Annotated in this window: 22 protein-coding genes and 1 pseudogene; 13 read left to right on the forward strand and 10 right to left on the reverse strand. The window is 65.4% G+C overall.

The window, feature by feature from the left end; genetic code table 11:
* Positions 1 to 122 precede the first annotated feature (122 nt).
* From PSO31014_RS04830 to PSO31014_RS04850, 5 genes and pseudogenes are all read left to right on the forward strand, one after another.
* Complete coding sequence (locus tag PSO31014_RS04830; RefSeq protein WP_150550581.1) at positions 123 to 692, forward strand: YqgE/AlgH family protein; 570 nt, start codon at positions 123 to 125, stop codon at positions 690 to 692.
* Positions 689 to 1,117 carry a Holliday junction resolvase RuvX gene (gene ruvX / locus PSO31014_RS04835; RefSeq protein WP_150550582.1) on the forward strand — a complete coding sequence of 143 codons (429 nt, stop codon included), beginning with the start codon at positions 689 to 691 and terminating at the stop codon, positions 1,115 to 1,117. The genes PSO31014_RS04830 and ruvX overlap by 4 nt, the downstream gene beginning before the upstream one ends.
* A gap of 98 nt (positions 1,118 to 1,215) precedes the next feature.
* A pseudogene (locus tag PSO31014_RS04840) lies at positions 1,216 to 2,169 on the forward strand (aspartate carbamoyltransferase catalytic subunit); the annotation flags it as partial.
* A gap of 7 nt (positions 2,170 to 2,176) precedes the next feature.
* Positions 2,177 to 3,445 (forward strand): dihydroorotase, encoded by a 1,269-nt coding sequence (locus PSO31014_RS04845; RefSeq protein WP_150550584.1) that lies wholly within the window; start codon positions 2,177 to 2,179, stop codon positions 3,443 to 3,445.
* Positions 3,446 to 3,457: 12 nt separating this feature from the next.
* Positions 3,458 to 4,288, forward strand: a complete 831-nt coding sequence (locus PSO31014_RS04850) for a lysophospholipid acyltransferase family protein (protein ID WP_150550585.1) — start codon at positions 3,458 to 3,460, stop codon at positions 4,286 to 4,288.
* A gap of 123 nt (positions 4,289 to 4,411) precedes the next feature.
* Here the strand turns inward: PSO31014_RS04850 and PSO31014_RS04855 are convergent, their stop codons facing one another.
* The 6 genes from PSO31014_RS04855 to PSO31014_RS04880 all read right to left on the reverse strand — a co-directional run bounded on the left by PSO31014_RS04855 (position 4,412) and on the right by PSO31014_RS04880 (position 11,248).
* The gene (locus tag PSO31014_RS04855) at positions 4,412 to 5,419 is read right to left on the reverse strand and encodes a symmetrical bis(5'-nucleosyl)-tetraphosphatase (protein ID WP_150550586.1); all 1,008 of its coding nucleotides are present in this window, start codon (positions 5,417 to 5,419) and stop codon (positions 4,412 to 4,414) included.
* A 96-nt stretch (positions 5,420 to 5,515) separates the two neighbouring features.
* Positions 5,516 to 6,607, reverse strand: coding sequence for an MraY family glycosyltransferase (locus PSO31014_RS04860; protein ID WP_150550587.1), 1,092 nt, complete (start codon positions 6,605 to 6,607; stop codon positions 5,516 to 5,518).
* A complete protein-coding gene (locus tag PSO31014_RS04865) occupies positions 6,601 to 7,743 on the reverse strand; it encodes a glycosyltransferase family 4 protein (RefSeq protein ID WP_150550588.1) in 1,143 nt (380 codons plus the stop codon). Before PSO31014_RS04865 ends, PSO31014_RS04860 begins: the two co-directional genes overlap by 7 nt.
* Before the next feature lie 19 nt (positions 7,744 to 7,762).
* Entirely contained in the window at positions 7,763 to 8,893 is a 1,131-nt protein-coding gene (locus PSO31014_RS04870; RefSeq protein WP_174976397.1) for a glycosyltransferase, read from the reverse strand.
* Entirely contained in the window at positions 8,890 to 10,026 is a 1,137-nt protein-coding gene (locus PSO31014_RS04875; protein WP_174976398.1) for a glycosyltransferase family 4 protein, read from the reverse strand. The genes PSO31014_RS04870 and PSO31014_RS04875 overlap by 4 nt, the downstream gene beginning before the upstream one ends.
* Before the next feature lie 4 nt (positions 10,027 to 10,030).
* Positions 10,031 to 11,248 carry an oligosaccharide flippase family protein gene (locus PSO31014_RS04880; protein ID WP_150550591.1) on the reverse strand — a complete coding sequence of 406 codons (1,218 nt, stop codon included), beginning with the start codon at positions 11,246 to 11,248 and terminating at the stop codon, positions 10,031 to 10,033.
* A gap of 357 nt (positions 11,249 to 11,605) precedes the next feature.
* Here PSO31014_RS04880 and PSO31014_RS04885 point away from each other — a divergent pair, with 357 nt between their 5' ends.
* From PSO31014_RS04885 to waaA, 4 genes are all read left to right on the forward strand, one after another.
* Positions 11,606 to 13,003, forward strand: a complete 1,398-nt coding sequence (locus PSO31014_RS04885) for a phosphomannomutase/phosphoglucomutase (protein ID WP_150550592.1) — start codon at positions 11,606 to 11,608, stop codon at positions 13,001 to 13,003.
* 244 nt (positions 13,004 to 13,247) lie between these two features.
* Complete coding sequence (waaC, locus tag PSO31014_RS04890; protein WP_246176378.1) at positions 13,248 to 14,216, forward strand: lipopolysaccharide heptosyltransferase I; 969 nt, start codon at positions 13,248 to 13,250, stop codon at positions 14,214 to 14,216.
* 5 nt (positions 14,217 to 14,221) lie between these two features.
* Positions 14,222 to 15,109, forward strand: coding sequence for a Kdo hydroxylase KdoO (kdoO, locus tag PSO31014_RS04895; RefSeq protein ID WP_150550842.1), 888 nt, complete (start codon positions 14,222 to 14,224; stop codon positions 15,107 to 15,109).
* A 3-nt stretch (positions 15,110 to 15,112) separates the two neighbouring features.
* On the forward strand, positions 15,113 to 16,420 hold the full coding sequence (waaA, locus tag PSO31014_RS04900) for a lipid IV(A) 3-deoxy-D-manno-octulosonic acid transferase (RefSeq protein ID WP_174976418.1): 1,308 nt from the start codon (positions 15,113 to 15,115) through the stop codon (positions 16,418 to 16,420).
* Between the two features lie 12 nt (positions 16,421 to 16,432).
* Here the strand turns inward: waaA and PSO31014_RS04905 are convergent, their stop codons facing one another.
* Genes PSO31014_RS04905 through PSO31014_RS04915 form a run of 3 tightly spaced genes read right to left on the reverse strand, consistent with a single transcriptional unit; the run spans position 16,433 to position 18,205 of the window.
* Positions 16,433 to 16,756 carry a rhodanese-like domain-containing protein gene (locus PSO31014_RS04905; RefSeq protein ID WP_017232120.1) on the reverse strand — a complete coding sequence of 108 codons (324 nt, stop codon included), beginning with the start codon at positions 16,754 to 16,756 and terminating at the stop codon, positions 16,433 to 16,435.
* A 33-nt stretch (positions 16,757 to 16,789) separates the two neighbouring features.
* Positions 16,790 to 17,458 (reverse strand): protein-L-isoaspartate O-methyltransferase family protein, encoded by a 669-nt coding sequence (locus tag PSO31014_RS04910; protein WP_150550594.1) that lies wholly within the window; start codon positions 17,456 to 17,458, stop codon positions 16,790 to 16,792.
* Between the two features lie 60 nt (positions 17,459 to 17,518).
* Positions 17,519 to 18,205, reverse strand: a complete 687-nt coding sequence (locus tag PSO31014_RS04915; protein WP_150550595.1) for a TetR/AcrR family transcriptional regulator — start codon at positions 18,203 to 18,205, stop codon at positions 17,519 to 17,521.
* Positions 18,206 to 18,303: 98 nt separating this feature from the next.
* On the opposite strand from PSO31014_RS04915, the gene PSO31014_RS04920 reads away from it, so the two are divergent.
* From PSO31014_RS04920 to PSO31014_RS04935, 4 genes are all read left to right on the forward strand, one after another.
* The gene (locus tag PSO31014_RS04920) at positions 18,304 to 19,086 is read left to right on the forward strand and encodes an SDR family NAD(P)-dependent oxidoreductase (protein ID WP_174976399.1); all 783 of its coding nucleotides are present in this window, start codon (positions 18,304 to 18,306) and stop codon (positions 19,084 to 19,086) included.
* Between the two features lie 5 nt (positions 19,087 to 19,091).
* Positions 19,092 to 19,355, forward strand: coding sequence for a YkgJ family cysteine cluster protein (locus tag PSO31014_RS04925; protein ID WP_150550597.1), 264 nt, complete (start codon positions 19,092 to 19,094; stop codon positions 19,353 to 19,355).
* Between the two features lie 68 nt (positions 19,356 to 19,423).
* On the forward strand, positions 19,424 to 20,065 hold the full coding sequence (locus PSO31014_RS04930) for a DUF1439 domain-containing protein (RefSeq protein ID WP_150550598.1): 642 nt from the start codon (positions 19,424 to 19,426) through the stop codon (positions 20,063 to 20,065).
* 87 nt (positions 20,066 to 20,152) lie between these two features.
* The gene (locus PSO31014_RS04935; protein ID WP_150550599.1) at positions 20,153 to 20,995 is read left to right on the forward strand and encodes an undecaprenyl-diphosphate phosphatase; all 843 of its coding nucleotides are present in this window, start codon (positions 20,153 to 20,155) and stop codon (positions 20,993 to 20,995) included.
* A gap of 48 nt (positions 20,996 to 21,043) precedes the next feature.
* On the opposite strand, the gene trmB is transcribed toward PSO31014_RS04935, so the two are convergent.
* A complete protein-coding gene (gene trmB / locus PSO31014_RS04940; protein WP_246176236.1) occupies positions 21,044 to 21,844 on the reverse strand; it encodes a tRNA (guanosine(46)-N7)-methyltransferase TrmB in 801 nt (266 codons plus the stop codon).
* Between the last annotated feature and the right edge of the window lie 273 nt (positions 21,845 to 22,117).

A 22,117-nucleotide genomic window follows, 5' to 3' on the forward strand; every position in this document is an offset into this window, starting at 1 on the left:
AAGGCTGCCATTGGCAGCCGATGGCCGTATCACGATGCGGAAAAAGTTCGTCCGCTGACCCGCTGCGCAACGCAACACCCGGGCAGCAGACCGTCAAACAGCTTCCGATAAACTTTGGCCCTATGCCGAACGACCGTATCAACCTCACGAATCAATTCCTCATCGCCATGCCGGGCATGGCCGATCCGACGTTTTCCGGTACCGTCGTGTACCTGTGTGAACACAGCGAAAAAGGGGCGATCGGGCTGGTCATCAATCGTCCCACCGACATCGATCTGCAGTCGCTCTTCGAGCGGCTCGATCTCAAGCTGGAAATCGATCCCCTCGCGCATCAGCCGGTGTTTTTCGGCGGGCCGGTGCAGACCGAGCGCGGCTTCGTGCTGCATGACTCGACCGGCGCGTCCTATAGCTCCTCGCTGTCGGTGCCAGGCGGTCTCGAGATGACGACCTCGAAAGACGTGCTCGAAGCCGTCGCGAATGGTCAGGGACCGCATCGTTTCCTGCTTACGCTGGGACATTCGGGCTGGGGCGCCGGGCAACTGGAAGACGAGATCGGCCGCAACGGCTGGCTGACGGTCGCGGCGGATCCGGGCATCGTGTTCGACGTGCCGCCGGCCGAGCGCTTCGATGCCGCGTTGGCGTTGCTGGGCGTTACCTCGTCAATGCTGTCCGCCGACGCGGGTCACGCATGACGGCTGGCAGTGCCACGGTCCTCGCCTTCGATTACGGCGAGCGTCGAATCGGGGTCGCGATCGGCAATCTGATGTTGCGCGAGGCCAGCGCATTGACTGTCGTCGCCAATCTCAACCGTGAAGTCCGGTTCGCCGAGACCGGTAAGCTCATCGCCGAATGGCAACCCGAACTCATCATCGTCGGGCTGCCGTGCCATCCGGACGGCACGCCGCACGAGATGACCCAGCAAGCCAAGCGCTTCGGCAACCAACTCAACGGACGATTCAGCGTGCCAGTCGTGTGGGTCGACGAGCGCTACTCATCGGTCGCCGCCGCAGCGGCGCTGGCCGCGGCGGGCGTCAAGGTCTCGCAGAAGACATCGCTCGACGCCGAGGCCGCTCGCATCATCCTTCAGCAGTATTTCGACGAGCATGTTCCTGTCTGATATCCCGAGCGGCATTACGCCCGCGCGTCGCCAATGCGACGCCGCGCATCGCCATCTCGCTGCGGAGCCCCTGCATGGCTAACGGAATCCTCGGCCGGCGCGGCCATCCGCAGCTCAACCGCAACGGCGAGCTGAAGCATTTGCTGACGGTGGAAGGGCTGCCGCGCGCCGTATTGATGCACATTCTCGACACCGCCACGCAGTTCGTCGGCGTGAACGATGCCGACGTGACGAGGGTGCCGCTGCTACGCGGCAAGTCGGTCTTCAATCTCTTCTTCGAGAATTCGACACGTACGCGCACGACGTTCGAGATTGCCGCTGCGCGTCTGTCGGCGGATGTGTTGAATCTGAATATCAATGCGTCCTCGACCAGCAAGGGCGAAACACTCCTCGATACCATCGGCAACCTGTCGGCCATGCACGCGGATCTGTTCGTCGTGCGTCACGCCCAATCGGGCGCACCCTACCTGATCGCGGAGCATTGTGCGCCGCACGTGCATGTCATCAATGCCGGCGACGGACGCCATGCGCACCCGACGCAAGGCTTGCTCGACATGTACACGATTCGTCATCACAAGGGCGAATTTCAGAATCTGACGGTAGCGATTGTCGGTGACATTCTGCATTCGCGCGTCGCGCGCTCCGACATTCACGCGCTCACCACGCTGGGCGTGCCGGAAGTGCGCGCCATCGGGCCGCGCACGCTGTTGCCCGAGGGCCTCGAACAACTCGGCGTGCGCGTATTCCACGACATGGATGAAGGGCTGCGCGACGTCGACGTCATTATCATGCTGCGTCTGCAAAACGAGCGGATGAGCGGCGCATTGCTGCCGTCGGCAGCCGAGTATTTCAAATATTACGGTCTGACGCCGGCGCGTCTGGCCCTGGCCAAACCCGACGCCATCGTCATGCATCCCGGACCGATGAACCGCGGCGTGGAAATCGATTCGGCGGTCGCGGACGGTCCGCAGTCGGTCATTCTCGAACAAGTGTCGTTCGGCATTGCCGTGCGCATGGCGGCGATGAGTATCGTTGCCGCAACTCACGGGTGAGGGCGCCATGAAACTGCATCTGAAGGGCGGCCGCGTCATCGATCCCGCGACCCGAACCGACCGCGTCCAGGACGTCTTCATCGCGGCGGGCAGCATTGCTGCGCTGGGCACGCCGCCGGCCGACTTCGCCGCTGACCGAACCGTCGACGCGACGGGACTGACGGTCATGCCCGGGCTGGTCGACCTGGCGGCACGTCGCATGACGGCGGCCAGCGAAGCCGCGGCGGCGCTCGCTGGCGGGGTCACGCGCGTCGTTTGCCCGCCCGATACCGACCCTGTGCTCGACGAGCCCGATCTCGTCGAAATGCTGCAGTTGCGCGCCCGTGCCGCGCATCATGCGCAGGTGCATCCGCTGGGCGCCTTGACGGTGGGGCTTGCGGGGCGAGAACTCACCGAAATGGCGCAGCTGACACGAGCGGGCTGCATCGGGCTGTCGCAGGCCAACGCATCGACCACTGACAACCGCACCTTGCTGCGCGCGATGCAGTACGCGGGCACGTTTGGGTTGACTGTCTGGTTGCGCGCGCAAGACGCCGCGCTGGCGGCCGGCGGCGTCGCGGCCAGCGGTGCCGTTGCCTCCCGTCTCGGGCTGGCGGGCATTCCGGTCGCGGCCGAGACCATCGCGCTACACACCATTTTGGAACTCGTACGCGTGACGGGCACGCGCGTGCATCTGTGCCGTCTATCGTCCGCCGCGGCGCTGGCGCTCGTGCGCTCGGCCAAGGCCGAAGGGTTGCCGGTGACGTGCGACGTCGCCGCGCATCATCTCCACCTGAGCGACATGGACATCGGTTATTTTGATGCCCAGTACCGACTCGATCCGCCACTGCGAGGGCAACGCGACCGAGAGGCCATCCGCGACGCCGCGCGCGACGGCACGGTCGATGCCATCTGCTCGGACCATACGCCGCTGGCGGCCGACGCACGTCTCGTCCCGTTTGCCGAAGCCGAACCGGGCGCGAGCGGCGTGGAGTTGCTCCTGTCACTGGTGTTGAAGTGGGCCGACGAGTCGCGCGTGCCGCTGGTCGATGCGCTGGCACGTGTGACGCACGGCCCGGGACAGCGGCTCGCGACGGCGGCCCCGGGAGCGGGCCGGCTTGCGCCGGGGCAACCGGCGGACATATGTGTGTTTGCGCCGTCGGCGCACTGGACCGTGGCCGCGCAGCAGTTGCGCAGCGCCGGCCACAACACCCCGTTTTTGGGATACGAAGTGCCGGGCCGTGTACGTCTTACGCTGGTGGGTGGCCACGTGGCGCACGAAACCCTCGCCGTCTAGGATGCGATTGTCGTGCTGCTGATCAAAAAAATTCGTCTTGGCTTGCACCTCACACGCGGTCTGCTGACCGCGCTGCTGTTTTTCCCGTTCCTGTCGGAAGCGGCGAAGCATCGTCGCATTCGCGCATGGTCGCAAAAGCTGTTGAAGCTGTGCGGGATGCGTCTCGAAGTCGAGCAGCGGGCGCCGTTGCCCGACAGCGGCGTGATGCTGCTGTGCAACCACGTGTCGTGGATCGACATCTTCGCGATCAATGCGTGGCAGCCGGTGCGGTTTGTCGCCAAGGCCGAGATTCGCCACTGGCCGTTGGTCGGCTGGCTGTGCGTGCAGACGCGCACCATTTTCCTGCAACGTGAGCGCCGTGCCGACGCGCGCCGCATCATGCATTACCTGTCCGATTGCCTGCGCGATGGGGACATCATCACCGTCTTCCCCGAAGGCACGACCACGGACGGTCGAAGCTTGTTGCCGTTCCACGCCAATCTGCTGCAGGCCCCGGTGGCTACGGCCAGGCCCGTGCAGCCGCTGTGTCTGTTCTACACCGATGCCGAGAGCGGGCGCCATACGATGGCGCCGGCGTATATTGGCGAAACGAGTCTGATCGAGTCCATCGACATGATTCTGCGCGCGCCGCCCATGACGGTGCGCTTGTCGGTGGGCGAACCGCAGCATCCGCAAGACGGTCAGCACCGTCGCGAGTTCGCGCTTGGTGCGCAGCGGGCGGTTGGCGATGCCCTGCAAGGGTTTCTGCCCGAGGCGGTGCTGCCGCAGAGTGGCTCGGTCGGCTCGCGCGACTCGGCATTGGGCGACGAAGACGGCGATACCGTGCGGGCCGTTCAGGTCTGACGCGCGTCGCGACGACATAAGAAAACGGCGCCCGCGGGGCGCCGTTTTCGTTGGTCGGGGCGATGACCCAAGCGACACATACGTCACGAGACAGGCCACGAGACGAAGCCCGCACGCGATCAATTAATTGCCTTTGCGCTTCTCAGCTTTGTCCGCTTTCGCCGATTTCTCAGCCTTCTCTACCTTTCCAACCTTTCCGATTTTGCTTGCGGCGCCTCTGCCGGACTTCTCGGCTTTCGCGGCTTTGGGCGCGTCTTGGGGCCTGTCCGCCTTTTTGACCTTGTTGCGCCTCTTGTCGTCGGCCAGTGAAAGCGGATCGCGAATCTGCGGGCAGTCGACCTGGACCAGCTCGCGCGCGGCGGGCGTGCTGGCGAGCTTCACCGCGGATAATTGCCCGCCCCAGACACAGCCCGTATCGAGCGCGAGCAGATTGTCGCGCATGACCAGTCCGAGTGCGGACCAGTGACCGAACGCCACCGTGACGTCGGCCGTGCGACGGTTCGGCGTGTCGAACCAGGGCTTCAACTCGTCCGTGGCCGCGTCGGCCCCTTCCTTGATCTTGAAGTCGATGCGCCCGTCCGCTGTGCAAAAGCGCATGCGCGTGAGGGCGTTGATCGTGAGACGTTGACGGTCTTCGTCGCTCAGATCGTCTTGCCACCGATCGGGCTGATTGCCGAACATGCGAGACAGGAACGTTCTCCAGTCCGGGCCACGCAACTGCCGCTCCACGTCGCGAGCGAGCGTGATGACCTGCGCAGCGTCCCATTGCGGGAGGACACCGGCATGCACCATCAGATGGCCCTGTGCGAAATGCGCGAGCGGTCGATGGCGTACCCAGTCGACGAGGGCGTCGCGGTCGGGGGCGTTGAGAATGTCGTCGAGCGTGTCGCTGCCGTGGGTCTGACGCACACCCGCCGCCACGGCCAGCAGATGAAGATCGTGATTGCCGAGTACGGCCGTGACGCGATCGCCCAGCGCGATGACCTGGCGCAACGTGTCGAGCGAGCGCGGTCCGCGATTGACGAGGTCGCCTGCCAGCCAGAGATCCGCGTCCCGAGGCAGGTGCGCGAGCAGTTGTTCAAACGACGTCTGGCAACCCTGCAGGTCGCCGATAGCATAGATGTCACGCATTGCGGAGGTGGCGCTGTCTCGTCTGTCTAGTTGTCCCGATCATGGGGATGGCGGGTGCCGCGGCTTCGCGCCTGCGATGCGTTGCCCGGGGGGCGTTCATTTTTTGAAGATCAGCCAGCGAGGTGCTTTGAAGCGAACGATGCGCAGATACAGCCAGACATACGTCACCATGAAGGCGACGCAGCACAGCGCGAGCACCAGACTGTGTCGCCAGAACACCGTCGCCGGGATCACTGCCAGCAAGCATAGCAGCCAGAGGTACGGTGACGTCAAGGAGTTGCGTTGTGTCAGCGCGCTTGCCGTGCGGGCGCCGACGGCCCAACGCATCAGCCGCTTGTAGACGAGCATGTGCAGGTGCACGCCATCGGGAATGCCGGGCGACATGCCGCGCACAAAGCGCTTGCGATAGATCGAGAAGCAGACCTCGAAGGCTGGGTAAATCACCATCAGTGCCGGGTACCAGGGCGACACCTGAGGGTTGCGCATGACCAGCAATACAGCAATTTCGGCCAGCATGAAGCCGATGAAATACGCGCCGCCGTCGCCGAGAAAGATGAGTCCGCCGGGAAAGTTGAAGATGAAGAACCCGAGGATCGCGCCCACCATGATCATTGAGGTAGTGAGCACGACGGGGTCTTGTACCTGAAACCCGACATAGCCGAGCGAGGCGAACATGATCATCGCGACCATCGCGGCGAGTCCGTTGAACCCGTCGATGATGTTGACGGCATTGGCCATGCCGGCCACGCAGAGCACGGTGAGTGGTACCGACACGGCGGCGAGCATCAGCGCGTGGTCCGCCAAGCCGATGTCGATGCGCGTGATATGGATGTCGAGCAGAAGCCACGCCAGTAGCGCGGCGAACATCGTGCAGATGAGACGCACCGTCGGCGTCACTTTCTTGGTCAGGTCTTCGACGAAGCCGGAGAAGAACGCGGGCAGGCCGCAGGCGACGAGCAGGAGGATATTGCGCGAGACGACGGGATACGAGAAACCGAGCGCCGTGGCGGCCACGATCAGGCCCGCCAGAATGCCGACGCCGCCGATGCGCGGCACCGGCCGCACGTGAAACTTCTGCACGCCGGCAACATCGCTATCGCCGGAGAAGCGGGCGTGAACGTGCGCATAGCGGACGATCAAGAGCGTCGCGATGAACGACACGAGCAGGGCGATGGCGAGACTCAGCATGATGCGGGGAGGGATCCGAGAATCCGAAAATACTCTGCAATGACGACATGTTCGTCGAATTCGCGCGCTACTTTAGCACGCCCGGCATCGCCCATCCGGACGAGCTGGCTCGCGGGCATTTCGGCCATGTCGCGCAGGCAGGCGGTCAGTGCGGCGGCGTCGCGTGCGCGCACGAGCCGACCGGTCACCCCGTCGTTGATCACGTCGCGGCAACCCGGCACGTCGCTCGCGATGAGCGGGCGGCCCATCGCGCTGGCTTCGAGCAACGTGCGCGAGAGACCCTCACGGTACGACGGCAGTACCACGCAATGCGCATCCGCAATGAACGGCCGGACGTCGCGGGTCGTGCCAAGATACTGGACGATACCTTCGCGCTGCCACGCGTCGACCTCGTTGCGCGTGACGGCCGTGGGATTCTCGACGTCGGTCGCGCCGAGCATCTGAAAGGTCACGTGCGGCATCTCGGTGCGTAGGGCGCGTGCGGCCTCCACGTATTCCAGCACGCCCTTGTCGCGCAGCAGACGGGCGATGAGGAGAAAGCGCATTGGCTCGGGTGCGGCGTCGGCGGGCGAGTTCGACGTCGGCCACGGTGCCTTGGCGAAGTGGGTGAGATCGACACCTTCCCCCGGCAGCAACCGGGTCTTGCCGATCGCAACAAGTCCGCCTTCGACAAACGCGCGATGGTCTTCGGCGTTGAGAAACCAGTTCTCGAGCGTATGGCGAAACGCGACGCGGTAGAGTTGTCGCGCCAGCCTTGTAGTCAGCGATTCGCGAATGAAGACGTATCCGAGCCCCGTGGTCATCGACACGGACGGAATGCGGGAAAGGCGTGCGGCGATGGACCCGTAGATGTTCGGCTTTATCGTGTAATGAAAGATCACCGCCGGACGAACTTGTCGGTAAAGACGAAAGAGCCGCCACATCAGCCCGAGATCCTGCAGCGGATTTTGTCCCTTGGCGGCCATCGGGACGCGATGGACGACGCAGCCCATTTCGGCGAGCTGCGTGGCGAACGCATCGTCTGGCGCCGCGACGTGCACCGGATGGCCCGCCGCCAGCAGCGCGGCAATCGGGCCACGCCGGAAGTTGTAGATCGACCAGAAGGTGTTGGAGCAGAGCAGGACGGGCGAAGTCATTGACAGGGTCGTGGTGTGATCAGGAGCGGTTGCGACGCGTTTCGCGCAGACGCGCATAGACCGCGATCCAGCGCGTCACGACTGCATCGAGAGAGTAATGGGTGATGATGCGCTCGCGATTGGCGACGCCGGTCGCGTGACGCGCGCTCGCGTCGGCGCGCAGGTGGCGAATCAGGGCGTCGCCGAGCGCCTGCGCGCTGCCGACTGGCACGAGCGTGTTGCCAGCGACGGTGCCGAGGAGTTCACGCACCCCTCCGCAGTCGGTCGACACCACGGCCAAGCCGCTGGCCATCGCCTCGCCAATCACGAGCGGCAATCCTTCCCAGGCGGACGACATCGCATAGACGTCCGAGGCACACATCCATTGCGCGATGTCGTTGCTACGCCCGAGCAGCGTAATCGCATGGGCGAGCCCGCGTGCATCCACGAGCGCCTGCATAGCGCCGCGCAACGGACCGTCTCCGGCGATCACCAGGCGTGCTTCGGGCACCGCCAGGAGCACGTGCGAGAACGCGTCGATCAGCGTCGGATAGTCCTTCGCTTCAACCATCCGGCCCGCCGCGAAGACGATGGGCGTCGCCGTCGACGGCAACGTGGGCATGGCCGCGCGCCACTGCGACCGAACCTGCCCGTCGGGACGGTAGCGATCCGTGTCAATGCCGTTGGGCACGCTCACGATACGTGCGGCCGGCGCGGCGCGTTGCGCAACGAAGGCGGCCACCGCGTCATCGCTGACGTTCGTCGTCAAATCCGTCCACCGATCCGTCAGCCGATAGGCCAGCATCCGCAGACGTCCGCCTTCATTGCGGCTGTGCGCGCTCGTCACCAGCACCGGCACCGGGGCAAACCACCGCGCCACGCGAGCCAGCAGATTGGCATGCACCATGTGCGCGTGCACGACGTCGGGCTGCCACGCGCGCAGGTGCGCGACGAGGCTTCGCAACGCACACGCGAGCGACCATGGCGTCTTGCCCGCCTTCAATTCAATGAGCGTGAGCCGCGGCGATTCCGGCAAGGCGATGGCACAGGTGCCCGTGAGCGAGATGAGTGCGACATCATGCCCGCGCGCGAGGAAACCCCGGGCGAGATCGGCCACCTGCGTCTCCGCCCCCCCCAATTGCAAACCGGTGACGAACAGGACGATCCTCATCGCGCGCTCCCCGGTGTCGAACCACCCTCGGCCCATAGCGCTTCCCAACGCGCCGCGATGGCATCCGCGCCGAAGTCCCGCGCATGGGCGTAGCCCGCCAGGCCAAGTCTGCGTCGCAGGGAGGCGTCGCCGATCAGCCGTTTGAGCCCGCCAGCCAACCCCTCGATATCGCCGTCGTCGATGATCAGACTGTCGACCCCGTCATGCAACAGCGCGCGGGGCCCCGCATCGGCAGCGTAGGCCACGATGGGCACCGCATACGCCTTGGCTTCAATTAACACGAGTCCGAAACTTTCACGTCGCGACGGGAGACAGTAAATCGCCGCCCGCGCATAGTGCTGCGCGATGTCGGCCACGGCGGGCAGCACCTGCACGCTGTCGCCGACCCCGGTGTCGCGCGCTTGCGCGAGCAGCGCGTCGCGCAGCGGGCCGTCGCCCACGATCCGCACCTGCCAGCCAGGGGCGTCGCGGGCGATACGTGCCCAAGCGTCGATCAGGCGGTCGAAGCCCTTCTCCGGAATCAGACGCCCGACGGCGAGAATGCCGCCCTCGCTAGTGGGCTCGGGAGGCGCGTCCGGGATCGGGAGGCCCAGCGGATTGGGTAGCGTGACGAACTGCGCCCGGGCGTGGGGATGATGCGTTCGCCACGCGTCGCGGTCGGCGTCGGTGAGCACGACCACGGCGTCGTACCGACGTGCCGCCAGCGCACGCGCCCATCGGCGGGCGCGTCGGCCGAGGTCACTGGCGTAGGTGCTGTGCTCCCAGGCGATGCGTTGCAGCGGCAGTCCGATCGTGGCGGGCACGGTGTAGAGCGCGAGCATCGGATCGACGTCGATCAGCACATCGATGGCGTGCTCGCGCACATAGCGCCGCACCTGCCGAACGATGGAAACGTAGTGATGCTTGAACGCCAAGCGCTCGGCGAATATCGCGTGGTGCGCGACACCGGGCGTCAACGGGAAGACGGGCTTATGGCCCCACAACGACAGCACGTGCACGCGATGCCCGCGCGCCGCAAGCGCGTTCGCGAGCGTGGCCGTCGCGCGTTCGGCGCCGGCGAAGGCCGCGAGCGTACCCGTGAACAGGCAAAGGGTACGGCCGACGTGGTTGTTCGGGGAATGAGACAGCGTCATCGCGTCAGTCTCGTCGGAGCAACCAGACGCCGAGCACCAGCGCGGCCGCATACCCTGCACCGTAGCCAAATGCGCCGGCGAGCGCTCCGAAATGCGGGGCCAGGCCGCGCACGACCGCAAAGGCCACCACGGCCGCACATAGCCACTTCGCGATGACCCAGCGTCCGGCGCCGCGACGAATCAGCGTGAGGTTCAGGGCGGCGTCGGCGAACACCAGAATCCCCATGAGCGCCGAGACGCGAAGAATTTGCGCCGACTCCGCGAACCCGGCGCCATAGATCAGGTGCACGATCCAGGGCGCCAGCAGCGCAATCGGCATCGCCAGGCAAGCGCCTGCGCCGACCATCAGCCACACGGCACGCACCGTATTGCGTCTCGCGGTGGCGTTGTCGAACGTCTGAAAAATCAGTTGCGGCGCCAGCGAATTCGCGATGATCGGCGCCACGAGCACGAAGTTTTCCGTGATCTGCATGGCGGCGGCATACGCGCCGAGTTCCGCGAGCGGGATGAGCGGCTTGAGCACAAGCTGGTCGATGCGCTTGAAGAGGATCATGAGCATCAGGCCGCCCCAGAACGTCATGCCGCTCGAGAGCAGGTCGACCAGCAACGTGCGCCGCCAGATCACAGGCGTCTTCGGCGAATGCTTGAGGTAATACCGAACCAGCAACGCGGCGGCCACGATGGCCTCGACGGCGTAGACGACCGCGAACGCGGCAACGCCCGCGTGCGTCACGAACAGGAGCGCCACGAGGGCGAGTTTGACGCCCAGGCCGCAGAGGTTGGCCGCGACGCTCGGCCGGTTGAACGTGCGCGCCTGCAACCATGCGATGACAATGCCCGCAGGCTCGCGGAACCAGAGCGCCACGCCGAGCCAGAGGGCAACGGCGACCAGCTCGGACTCGGCAAACCCGATGACGTAGATGGCCAACGCCGCGTAGGCGACGGCCGCAGCGGCCAGGCGCAGCACGAAAGCATGGGCGATGACTGTGCGCTGCTCCGCCTCGGTCTTGCCGACCAGTCGTGGCACCACGACCTCGCTGCCACACAACAGCGTGAGGGACGCGGCGAGGAACACTAGCGATTGCGCGTACTGAAACAGGCCGAACTGCGCGGCGCCGAGACTGCGTGCCAGAAGCCCGGAGACGGCGATGCCGCCGGCGATCTGCGCGCCGCGCTCGGTCAGCATCCAGAGGATGTTGCGAATGATGGTGCGATAGGGCATGTGGCGCTCGCGCGGCTCACTCGTTCTCAAGTCAAGATAAGCAAAACCGGCCTCGCAAGGCCGGTGCTGGGGGATGTCACACGCTTGTCACGATGCGCGGATACCGATTGTAGGCGATCACTGACGAGGGTTTGGGGGAAATGCCGCAGTGCGGCGAAGTCCCGTATAATTTTAGCGCAATGCAGCCGATCCCGGCCGGGCTTCCTGCCGGGATTTCACGTTTGCTGCGCGCTCGGCGCTGGCTTTCCGGCCGACGCCCCTCGACATTTCCGTTACGTATGGGTTCGCCCAGGCGATGCGCCCGGCCCCTCGCGTCGGATGACGACTTTTTCCCTCGTTTCCGAGAGATCCTCCCCCATGACGCAAACCACGCAAGTTTCACCTGCGATTTTCAAGGCATACGACATCCGCGGCATCGTCGGCAAGACCCTGGATGCCAACGTCGCGCACCTGATCGGACGCGCGTTCGGCACGGCGGTGCGTCGCGAAGGCGGCAACGCGGTCGTGGTCGGTCGCGACGGCCGTCTGTCCGGACCCGAATTGGTCGGCGCGCTCGCCGACGGCCTGCGCGCCGCCGGTGTCGACGTGGTCGATATCGGCGTCGTCGTCACGCCGATGGTGTATTTCGCAACGAACGTCACCCTGCACGGCCGCATTGTTGACTCCGGCATCATGGTCACGGGTAGCCACAACCCCCCCGACTACAACGGTTTCAAGATGGTCTTGCGCGGCCGGGCGATTTACGGCGATGCCATTCAGGGCCTCGCGACGCTGATCGAACAGCAGGACTTCGAGACCGGGCAGGGCACTTACACGGCCGACGAGATCGGTGAATCGTACCGCTCGCGCATCGCGGGCGACGTGCATCTGGCGCGGCCGATGAAGATCGCGGTGGACTGCGGCAACGGTGTGGCGGGCGCCTACGCCCCGGCGCTGTTCCAGATGCTCGGCTGCGACGTCATCGAACTGTTCTGCGAGGTCGACGGCACGTTCCCGAACCATCACCCGGACCCCGCCCATCCGGAGAACCTCCAGGATCTGATCCGGACGCTGCAGACGACCGATGCCGAAATCGGCCTCGCGTTCGACGGCGACGGCGACCGTCTCGGCGTGGTCACCAAGGATGGCCAGATCATCTATCCGGATCGCCAGTTGATGCTTTTCGCTGCCGAGGTGCTGAGCCGCCATCCGGGCGAGAAGATCATCTACGACGTGAAGTGCACCCGCAACCTCGCGGATTGGGTGCAGAAGCATGGCGGCGAGCCGCTGATGTGGAAGACGGGGCACTCGCTGGTGAAGGCGAAGCTCAAGGAAACGGGCGCACCGCTCGCGGGCGAGATGAGCGGCCATGTGTTCTTCAAGGACCGCTGGTACGGTTTCGACGATGGCCTTTACACAGGCGCGCGTCTGCTGGAAATCCTGTCGAAGACGGCCGATCCGAGCGCGGTGCTCAATGCGCTGCCCAACTCTATTTCGACGCCCGAGCTGCAGATCCCGCTGGCCGAAGGCGAGAACTTCGCGTTGATCGACAAGCTGCGCGAGACCGCCAAGTTCGACGGGGCGCGGGACATCGTCAAGATCGACGGCGTGCGTGTCGAGTATGCGGACGGATTCGGTCTGGCCCGTTCGTCGAACACCACGCCGGTGGTTGTGCTGCGTTTCGAGGCCGATAGCGATGTGGCGATTGCGCGCATTCAAGACGACTTCCGCCGTGCCATCCTGGCCGTGAAGCCCGACGCGAAGCTGCCGTTCTGAGGCGAAGCGCGGCGGGTGCCCGTTGCTGGGCGCCCGGCGCGGAATGCCGCCAGGGATGCCATACGGGATACCATCCGGGACGCCGTAAGGGGACCGCTGCGAGAACAGCGCAATCAACGCTATTCGGCGGGGCGGGTCGGGGTAAAATCGCGGTTTTGCTCACGAGGCCCGGCCGAACCGCCGGGGCGTGCAGTTGCAGGTTCTGATCGTCAAAGTCTCGTCGCTCGGCGACGTCGTCCATAACATGCCCGTGGTGCAGGACATTCTGCGCCACCATCCCGACGCCCAGATCGACTGGGTGGTGGAAGAGGGCTTCGTCGACCTCGTGAAGCTCGTGCGCGGTGTGCGCCGGGTCATTCCTTTTGCACTGCGCCGGTGGCGCAAGCAGCCGCTCGCGGCGCGCACCTGGCAGGAAATCGGCGCATTTCGCCGCGCGTTGCGCGAAACCCCTTACGACTACGTGATCGACACGCAAGGCCTGATCAAGACCGGCTGGATCGCGCGAACGGCGCGCGGCGCCGTGTGGGGGTTGGGCAACCGGACCGAGGGGGCCAGCTACGAATGGCCGGTGCGGTTTCTCTACCGACATACCGTGCGCATCGAGCCGCACACGCATGTGGTCACGCGCTCGCGGCGGCTGGTGGCCGAAGCGATGGGCTTCAAGGTGGCGGACGAGATCGACTTCGGCCTTGCCACCGAGCGCGCCGATCACAGCCAGTGTCCCGACCATCCGTATGCGGTGTTCGTGCACGCCACGTCGCGCGACGACAAGACCTGGCCGGAAGACGACTGGATTGCGCTGGGTCGCGATCTGGCGTCGCAAGGGTTGCGGATCGTATTGCCGTGGGGCAGTGCGGCGGAGCGCGAGGTGTCGCGGCGACTGGCCACTGCGTTGGGTGACAACGCCTGGGTGCCGCCGAAGATGAATCTGTCGCAGGTCGTTGGCCTCATCGATCGCGGCGCGATCACCGTCGGCGTGGATACCGGTCTGGTGCATATTGCCGCAGCGCTGAACCGTCCCACCATCGAGTTATACAATTTCAGCACCGCGTGGCGCACCGGCGGGTTCTGGTCGCCGCGCATTGTCAATCTTGGCGACGCCGCCCACAAGCCAACGCTCGCGCAAGTCCGCGACGCCGTGCGCCAGCTCGCACCGTCGCTGCGGCCTGTGCCGAGCGGCGACGGCGCGCCCCGGGAGGACCGAAGCGCATGAGCCAAATGAATGAAAGCGGCCAGATCGTCACCGTGGAATCCGGCGACTGGCAGGGGGGGCAACTGTCGGTGCCGCGCGAGACGCTGGTGGCCGATGTCGAGGCCGGCAAGGTGCTGTATTTCCCGCACCTGGCCTTCGCGATCGATGCCGGCGAGCGGCGTCTGCTCGATCCGGCCATTGCCGATCCGAAGCGCAAGAACATCAGCCTCGATCCCAAGTCCGACGTGCTGGTCGGCGTGGCCGCCGACGACAGCACGCAGCGCGCCGTGCATGCGCTGGTCAAGCGTTACTACACGCAGGCGTGCGGCCTGATCGACGGCCTGCTGCCCGAGTACCGTGGCAAGTTGCGCGCGGCGCCCACGAGCCTGCGTCTGCATCAGGTCGAAACGCGCCAGTCGTCTTGGCGCAAGGACGACAGCCGACTGCACGTCGACGCCTTTCCGTCGCGCCCGAACTACGGCGAGCGCATTCTGCGCGTGTTCACCAACGTCAACCCGGCAGGGCAGCCGCGCGTCTGGCGTGTGGGCGAGCCGTTCGAAACGGTGGCCAAACGCTTCCTGCCGAAAGTGCCTACCCAATGGCCGGGCTCCGCGTGGCTGCAGAACGCGCTGGGCATCACCAAGCGTGAACGCAGCGGCTACGACCACATCATGCTGCATCTGCACGACGGCATGAAAGCCGACATGGACTACCAGCGCGACGCCGAACAGCAGACCATGCCGTTCCCGCCGGGCAGTGTGTGGGTCTGCTTCTCGGACCAGACGTCGCACGCGGTGATGTCGGGCCAGTTCATGATGGAGCAGACCTTCTTCCTTCCCGCCGAAGCGATGGTGCACCCCGAGTGCTCGCCGCTGGCGGTTTTGCAACGTCTCACGCATCGGGCGCTCATCTGAATGTTGCTGCGTCTCGTCTATCGCGCGCTCTGGTGGATCGTCGCGCCGCTGGCCGTGGTGCGGCTATGGTGGCGCGGCCGCTTCGAGCCCGGGTATCGCCGTCACATCGGCGAACGCTTCGGGTTTTACGACGCGCCGCCCTACACCGGTCGCCCGCTGATCTGGGTGCACGCCGTCTCCGTCGGTGAGACGCGCGCCGCGCAACCGCTCGTCGATGCACTGCTCGAGCGTTATCCGTCGCACGGCATCCTGCTCACGCACATGACGCCCACCGGACGCGCGACCGGGGAGACCCTGTTCGGCGATCGCGTGCTGCGTTGCTATCTGCCGTATGACATGGTCGGCCCGATCCGACGCTTCCTGAAGCAATGGCGGCCAAGCGTCGGCGTGGTGATGGAGACGGAAGTCTGGCCGAATCTGATCTTTACGTGCCGCGAGCGTGGCGTGCCGCTGGTGCTGACCAACGCGCGGATGTCGGCGCGGTCGTTCCGGCGTGCAGCGCGCTTCGGCGATGCGGCCAAGCCCGTCTTCGGTGGGTTCAGTCGCGTGCTTGCGCAGAGCGATGCCGATGCCGAGCGTCTGCGCATGTTGGGCGCGAACGACGTCGACGTGATGGGCAACCTCAAGTTCGACATGACGCCGCCGCCCGCGCAGCTCGCGCTGGGGGCACGCTGGCGCGAGCGCTTCGGCGAGCGCAAGGTCTGGCTGGCCGCAAGTACGCGCGACGGCGAGGAGTCGCTGGTGCTTCAGGCGCGCGCCATGTTAGCGGCGTCCTCGGACGTGGGGCGGCGTTCGTTGCTGGTACTCGTGCCGCGTCATCCGCAGCGCTTCGACGAGGTGGCCGAGATGCTGGATAGAGTGCGGATCCACTACGTTCGTCGCAGCGCATGGGCCGACGACGACACGCCGCTGCCCGCAGACGTCGACGTTGTCCTGGGCGATTCGATGGGGGAGATGGCGGCGTATTTCTCGGCGGCGGACGTCGCGTTCATCGGCGGCAGCCTGTTGCCGCTGGGCGGTCAGAACCTGATCGAAGCCTGTGCGGCGGGCACGCCGGTCGTCTTCGGTCCGCACATGTTCAATTTCACGCAGGCCAGTGAGAACGCATTGACGGCGGGCGCCGCGCGACGGGTGAGCGACGCGGGCGAACTCGCGACGGCACTGGCCGAATTGCTGGTCGACGACGACCGGCGGCTCGCGATGCGCACGGCCGCCATGCTGTTCGCGAAACAGCATCAGGGCGCGACCGCGCGTACGGTCACCGCGCTAGGACGTTGGCTCGACGTGAGCTTTGCCGTCCCGCAGGACTGACTTCCCGCAGGTTCAGTAGGTCGGCATCGACGGGTCGACCTGGCGAGCCCAGGCATCGATTCCGCCGTCCAGATTGAACAATTGGGTAAAGCCCTGTTGTTCCAGGAACATCGCGGCGCGAGCGCTGCGCATGCCGTGATGGCAGATGCACACGATCGGCGCTTCGGCGTCGAGTTCCGTCAGGCGGGCGGGCACGTCGCCAAGCGGTACGTTCCGGCTCTCGGCGATACGGCAGGTCTGCACTTCCCAGTCCTCACGCACGTCGAGGAGCGTGGGTTGGCCGCGCTCCCCGTCCGCGAGCCACTGGGCCAATTGCGCCGGTGTAATGTTTTGCATGATGGTCGTGTGTCGTTTGGGGCGCGGCCCGGCTCAGAACTTGAAGCTGGACGGCTTCGTCGCGACCAGATAGGCCACTTGCGTCTCGAACAGGTTTTCGCGGCGGTATTCGGTCTCGGACACGCGCGTGATGAGCACGGCTTCCATGACCGGGCTACCCCCGATGAACGCTGCCAGACGGCCGCCGACCTTGAGCTGATCGAGGAACGCCTGCGGCAGTTCGACCAGCGCGCCCGAAATGGCGATCACGTCGTAGGGCGCGGCGGCGCTCCAGCCTTGCGAGCCGTCGGCGTTGACGACTTCCACGTTGGTCACGCCGTTGGCGCGCAGCGTCTGCTGGGCGGTCTGGGCGAGGTTGGCGTCGAACTCGACGCTCGTCACGTGGTGCGCATTGTAGGCAAGCAGCGCGGCCATGTAGCCCGACCCCGTGCCGATTTCAAGCACGTTCTCGTGCTTCTTCGGCGCGAGCGCTTGCAGAATGCGCGCTTCCACACGCGGAAACATCATGTGCTGGCTCTTGTCGGCGATCGCTGCGCCCGGGAGCGGCAGTTCGACGTCGGTAAACGCGATTGCGCGCTGGGCCGTCGGCACGAATTCCTCGCGCTTGACGAGCTTGAGCAGATTGAGCACTTCTTGGTCGAGCACATCCCAAGGACGGATCTGCTGCTCGATCATGTTAAAGCGGGCCTGTTCGTAATTCATTTCGATTACCGTGGGTAGTAGGCAAACACAACCCGGCATTTTACCAGTTCCGGGCGGTAGTCATGTTACCGCGTGAACTTTTGTCGCCGCGACGTCGTCGGCCGCCCTCGCCACGCGATGCAGATAGGCGCCGCACATCGTCGCCATCTGATCGGCGATCTGGCTGGCGAGCGTCGCATAACAGGTACCTGCGGGCGCGCGATTCTCCAGAATCGCCTTGATGGGCCCGGTCATCGAGTTCAGGAACACGAACGCGACGGTCTCGGGATCGTCGAAATGCGCGTTTTGCGCCGTTTTCAGCATAGCGACGACGGCCACGTGCATGCGCGTGGACGCCCCCGCAAACACTTCCCGCCCATCGAGATCTTCCGAGAGCCGGTACAGCGCCTGGGCTTCTTCGATGTCCGTCATCTTCGCGCCGACATACGCCTTGGCGAGCGTCTGCGCCATCGTTTCCAGCGGCTGGGCGTGCGAGGCCAGACAGGTCGCCTCCACCGTCTCGACGATCCGGTCGATGTGCCGCCCGAGCACCGCATAGAGCAGCACCTGTTTGTTCTGGAAATACTGATACAGCGTGCCGACCGACACGCCCGCCCGTTCGGCCACGCGCGTCGTGGTCAATTGACGCCCGCCATCGAGCAGCAAAACCTGAAGCGCCGCTTCGAAAATGGCGTCGATGGTGACCCGCGAACGCGCCTGCTGCGGCGTTTTACGGGGCGTTGCGGGGCCCCGGCTGTCAGGTTTCATATGCGAATGGAAAATCTGAAGGATTCTTCATAAACTCGATGCTAACAAATTTGCGTGCGGTCGGGCGCAGCACAACAGGTCAATCGACGGGAGCAGGGATGAAACGGGACGCCATCGAAAATACGGTGCGCGCGGATGCCGAACGCCATCTGGGACGTGTGGCGCTGGTGACGGGCGCGACCCGGGGCATCGGGCTGGAAGTCGCGCGCGGGCTGGCCGAGGCGGGGATGACGGTGCTGGTGGGCGCCCGCGAGCCCGCGAAGGGCGACGAGGTGGTTGAGCCGTTGCGCAAGGCGGGTTTTCAGGCAGAGACGCTCGTGATCGACCTGCTGCAGCCCGAGACGTTGCATGCGGCTGCCTATCGGATTGGCCGCTACTACGGTCGACTTGACCTGCTGATAAACAACGCGGGCGTGACCGATCCGCGCGACGACGCGCCTGAGAAAGCCTCCATCGAAGCCGTCGAGCGGGTGTTCGCGACCAATTTCTTCGGCACCTTGCGCGTCACGCAAGCCATGCTGCCGTGGCTCGCGCGCTCCGCGCGGGCGCATATTGTCAACGTGTCGAGCGGCCTGGGCTCGCTGGCGCACAACAACGATCCGGCGTGGGAGCATGCGGCGTTCCGGCAGATCGGGTTCAACGCATCGAAGGCGGCCTTGAACATGCTGACGGTGCAGCTCGCGCAAACTTTGCGTGAGACGTCGATTACTGTGAATTCGGTCGATCCGGGCGCGCCCGCCGATCTGACGGTGGACGCGAATGGCAAGCGTGCGCGGCAGGGTGTGGCCCAAGGTGCGCGCAGTGTGCTGCTGCTGGCGCTCGGCGAGCGCGGGCCGGTGACGGGCGGCTTCTTCGACGGCGCGGGCCGCTTGCCGTGGTAAGCGTCATGCAGTGTCGTCCTCACTGCGCGGCCTGCTGCATCGCGCCTTCCATCTCGACGCCCATTCCCGGCATGCCGAACGGCAAGCCGGCGAACACCCGTTGCGTGCAACTGGACGACGAGGACCGTTGCCGGATTTTCGGCAGCCCACTGCGCCCGGCGGTCTGCGGATCGTTGCAGCCCTCGGCCGAGATGTGCGGGAACGATCGTGCACAGGCCGTCGCCTGGCTGACGCAGCTCGAAGCAATGACCGCACCGGTGACGCCGTAGTGGGCCGTCGCGAGCGAGTGCTATAGTCGCGCGTGTCGGGCGCCGGGCGCCCAGTCGCGGACTTTGTCATGCCGGGTAGTGCTCATCCAGATCAGCGAATTCGTCAGCAGTGCGACGGGCTTGCGTCGCAGGACGCCGCGCCCCTCACGCGTCGCCTCGCGCGCCGTCGTTGGCTGGCGCTGGCTGGCGCGACAGCGCTCGCCGCGGGGCTGACCGCCTGCGCGGGGTTGCCTTTCGGCAACGACTACACCTTCTCCGAGAGTCAGTTGCAGCGCGCGCTCGAACGCAAATTTCCGTTCGACCGTCGCGTGCTGGCGGTGCTCGACGTGAACCTCTCGCATCCGCGTCTGACCTTGTTGCCGGCACGCAATCGTCTGGCGGTGTCCGTCGATGCGACGGTGACGCACCCGTTCGGTGGTGCGCCGCTCACTGGCACGCTCGCCATCGAGAGTGCGCTCGCGTACGACCCGGCGACGATGTCGGTCGTGCTGCGCGATCCGGAGGTGGAGACGTTCACGGTCGACGGTTTGCCCGAGCGCTGGTCGCGTCAATTGAACGCCGCCGGGGCATTGATCGCGACGCAATGGCTGCAGGGCACACCGCTCTACACGTTCAAGCCCGAGCAACTGACCATCGGCGGCGTAGCGCGACAGCCGGGCGCGATCACCGTGCGCTCACGTGGCGTGAACGTCAAACTCGATGCGCGTTGACGCGGTTCGTCCGACGCGGCCTGGCGCATCGCTCTCGCTTCCCGTATTCCCCTATTCGCAATTCGCAACTTCTCAGGAACTCATTGCATGGACCTGTTGCTGGCGTTCAAAGCCCTCATTCTCGGTGTCGTGGAAGGTTTGACCGAATTTTTGCCTATCTCCTCGACCGGTCACCTGATTCTGGCGGGCAGCCTGCTCGACTTCAACGACGAGAAGGGCAAGGTCTTCGAGATCGTGATTCAGTTCGGCGCCATTCTCGCGGTGTGCTGGGAGTATCGCGAGAAGATCGCACAGGTCGTGGCCGGCCTCGGCAGCGATGCCAAGGCGCGTCGCTTCGCGGTGAACGTGATCGTCGCGTGCCTGCCCGCCATCGGGCTCGGCCTGTGGCTCGGCAAGCACATCAAGGCCGCGCTGTTCAACCCCACCGTCGTCGCCACGGCGTTTATCGTCGGTGGCGTGGTCATCCTGCTGGTAGAGCGGCATAACCGTCGCAACACTGAAGCGGGCAAGCGCCCGCGCGTGAATTCGATGGACGACCTGTCAGTCGTCGACGCCCTGAAAGTTGGCCTCGCGCAATGTCTCGCGCTCGTGCCGGGCACGTCGCGCTCAGGGGCGACGATCATCGGCGGCATGATGTTCGGGCTTGAGCGCAAGGTGGCGACCGAGTTCTCGTTCTTCCTCGCGATCCCGATCCTGTTCGGCGCGACCGTCTACGAACTCTACAAGGCGCGCGCGACGCTCTCGGTCGACGACTTCAGCCTGTTCGGCATTGGCTTCATTGCCGCCTTCATCAGCGCCTTCATTTGTGTGCGCTGGCTGCTGCGCTACATCGCGTCGCACGACTTCACGGCGTTCGCGTGGTACCGCATCGTGTTCGGTCTCGTGGTGCTGGCGACGGGCTACAGCGGATGGGTGGTCTGGGCCGACTAAAAAAATGGGGCACCGCGTGGTGCCCCTCGTTGTCTCTGGCGACGCGTCTCAGCCGCGTTTGCGGAACACGAGATCCCACACGCCGTGACCGAGGCGCAGGCCGCGATTCTCGAACTTCGTCACTGGACGATAGTCGGGACGCGGTGCATAGTCGGCCGCCGTGTTTTCAAGCGTGGGTTCGCCGCCGAGCACTTCGAGCATCTGCTCGGCATATGCCTGCCAGTCCGTTGCGCAGTGCAGGTAGCCGCCTGGCTTCAGGCGCGACGCGAGCAGCGCCACGAACGGCGGCTGCAGCAGGCGGCGCTTGTGGTGGCGCTTCTTGTGCCACGGATCGGGGAAGAAGACGTGCACGCCGTCCAGCGAGCCTGCGGGCAGCATGTGCTGAACGACTTCCACGGCATCGTGCGCAATGATGCGTACGTTCGACAAGGGCGTTTCGCCGATGCGCTTGAGCAATGCGCCCACGCCCGGCTCGTGCACCTCGACGCCAAGGAAATCGTCTTCCGGACGCAGCTTCGCAATGTACGCCGTGCCGTCTCCCATGCCAAAGCCGATCTCGAGAATGCGAGGCGCATCGGCGCGCGCGAAGGCGGCGGGCCAGTCGAGCGGCTCAGGCGCGTAAGGCAGCAGGAACTGCGGGCCGAGGACGTCGAACGCGCGCTTTTGCGCCTCCGAGCTGCGCCCAGCGCGACGCACGAAGCTGCGAATGCGGCGCGGGTGCGCCACGTCGTTCGGATCGACGTGCGTGTCGTCGTCGCCCGTGGCGTTGGATTGCGACGCGCCCAAGTCGGCGTCGTCGTCGTGGGCCGGTGGCGCGTCGTCAGCCGGCGGATGTCCGTGGTTCGTCATGGAAACAAAAAGCCGTCTGGGCGACGGCTTGTCGAGGAATGCTGCGGCGGGCGGCACATCCGGCATTGCGGCCGGAGTCGGCACCCAACACGATGATTTTTCGAAAGTTTTTCCCGTGCCATGGCAGCGGGAACGGGCCCGATTATCTCCCGGAACGTCCTTCACTGGCAAGTTGACGTCGCGCACAAGCCAGGCAAGCGACCCGCAATGAGCGTAGACGCATGGCACGAGGGCCCGGAATCTGCGCCTGCGACGGCCACCGACGCGGGCTAT

Source organism: Pandoraea soli (assembly GCF_902459595.1).
Classification (GTDB): domain Bacteria; phylum Pseudomonadota; class Gammaproteobacteria; order Burkholderiales; family Burkholderiaceae; genus Pandoraea; species Pandoraea cepalis.

Bases quoted from the DNA above. Each gene is read 5' to 3' on its own strand.
- PSO31014_RS04830 (WP_150550581.1), top strand. From the start codon at position 123: ATGCCGAACGACCGTATCAACCTCACGAATCAATTCCTCATCGCCATG.
- ruvX (WP_150550582.1), top strand. From the start codon at position 689: ATGACGGCTGGCAGTGCCACGGTCCTCGCCTTCGATTACGGCGAGCGT.
- PSO31014_RS04845 (WP_150550584.1), top strand. From the start codon at position 2,177: ATGAAACTGCATCTGAAGGGCGGCCGCGTCATCGATCCCGCGACCCGA.
- PSO31014_RS04855 (WP_150550586.1), bottom strand. From the start codon at position 5,419: ATGCGTGACATCTATGCTATCGGCGACCTGCAGGGTTGCCAGACGTCG.
- PSO31014_RS04860 (WP_150550587.1), bottom strand. From the start codon at position 6,607: ATGCTGAGTCTCGCCATCGCCCTGCTCGTGTCGTTCATCGCGACGCTC.
- PSO31014_RS04865 (WP_150550588.1), bottom strand. From the start codon at position 7,743: ATGACTTCGCCCGTCCTGCTCTGCTCCAACACCTTCTGGTCGATCTAC.
- PSO31014_RS04870 (WP_174976397.1), bottom strand. From the start codon at position 8,893: ATGAGGATCGTCCTGTTCGTCACCGGTTTGCAATTGGGGGGGGCGGAG.
- PSO31014_RS04875 (WP_174976398.1), bottom strand. From the start codon at position 10,026: ATGACGCTGTCTCATTCCCCGAACAACCACGTCGGCCGTACCCTTTGC.
- PSO31014_RS04880 (WP_150550591.1), bottom strand. From the start codon at position 11,248: ATGCCCTATCGCACCATCATTCGCAACATCCTCTGGATGCTGACCGAG.
- PSO31014_RS04885 (WP_150550592.1), top strand. From the start codon at position 11,606: ATGACGCAAACCACGCAAGTTTCACCTGCGATTTTCAAGGCATACGAC.
- waaC (WP_246176378.1), top strand. From the start codon at position 13,248: ATGCCCGTGGTGCAGGACATTCTGCGCCACCATCCCGACGCCCAGATC.
- kdoO (WP_150550842.1), top strand. From the start codon at position 14,222: ATGAATGAAAGCGGCCAGATCGTCACCGTGGAATCCGGCGACTGGCAG.
- PSO31014_RS04905 (WP_017232120.1), bottom strand. From the start codon at position 16,756: ATGCAAAACATTACACCGGCGCAATTGGCCCAGTGGCTCGCGGACGGG.
- PSO31014_RS04910 (WP_150550594.1), bottom strand. From the start codon at position 17,458: ATGAATTACGAACAGGCCCGCTTTAACATGATCGAGCAGCAGATCCGT.
- PSO31014_RS04915 (WP_150550595.1), bottom strand. From the start codon at position 18,205: ATGAAACCTGACAGCCGGGGCCCCGCAACGCCCCGTAAAACGCCGCAG.
- PSO31014_RS04920 (WP_174976399.1), top strand. From the start codon at position 18,304: ATGAAACGGGACGCCATCGAAAATACGGTGCGCGCGGATGCCGAACGC.
- PSO31014_RS04925 (WP_150550597.1), top strand. From the start codon at position 19,092: ATGCAGTGTCGTCCTCACTGCGCGGCCTGCTGCATCGCGCCTTCCATC.
- PSO31014_RS04930 (WP_150550598.1), top strand. From the start codon at position 19,424: ATGCCGGGTAGTGCTCATCCAGATCAGCGAATTCGTCAGCAGTGCGAC.
- PSO31014_RS04935 (WP_150550599.1), top strand. From the start codon at position 20,153: ATGGACCTGTTGCTGGCGTTCAAAGCCCTCATTCTCGGTGTCGTGGAA.
- trmB (WP_246176236.1), bottom strand. From the start codon at position 21,844: ATGACGAACCACGGACATCCGCCGGCTGACGACGCGCCACCGGCCCAC.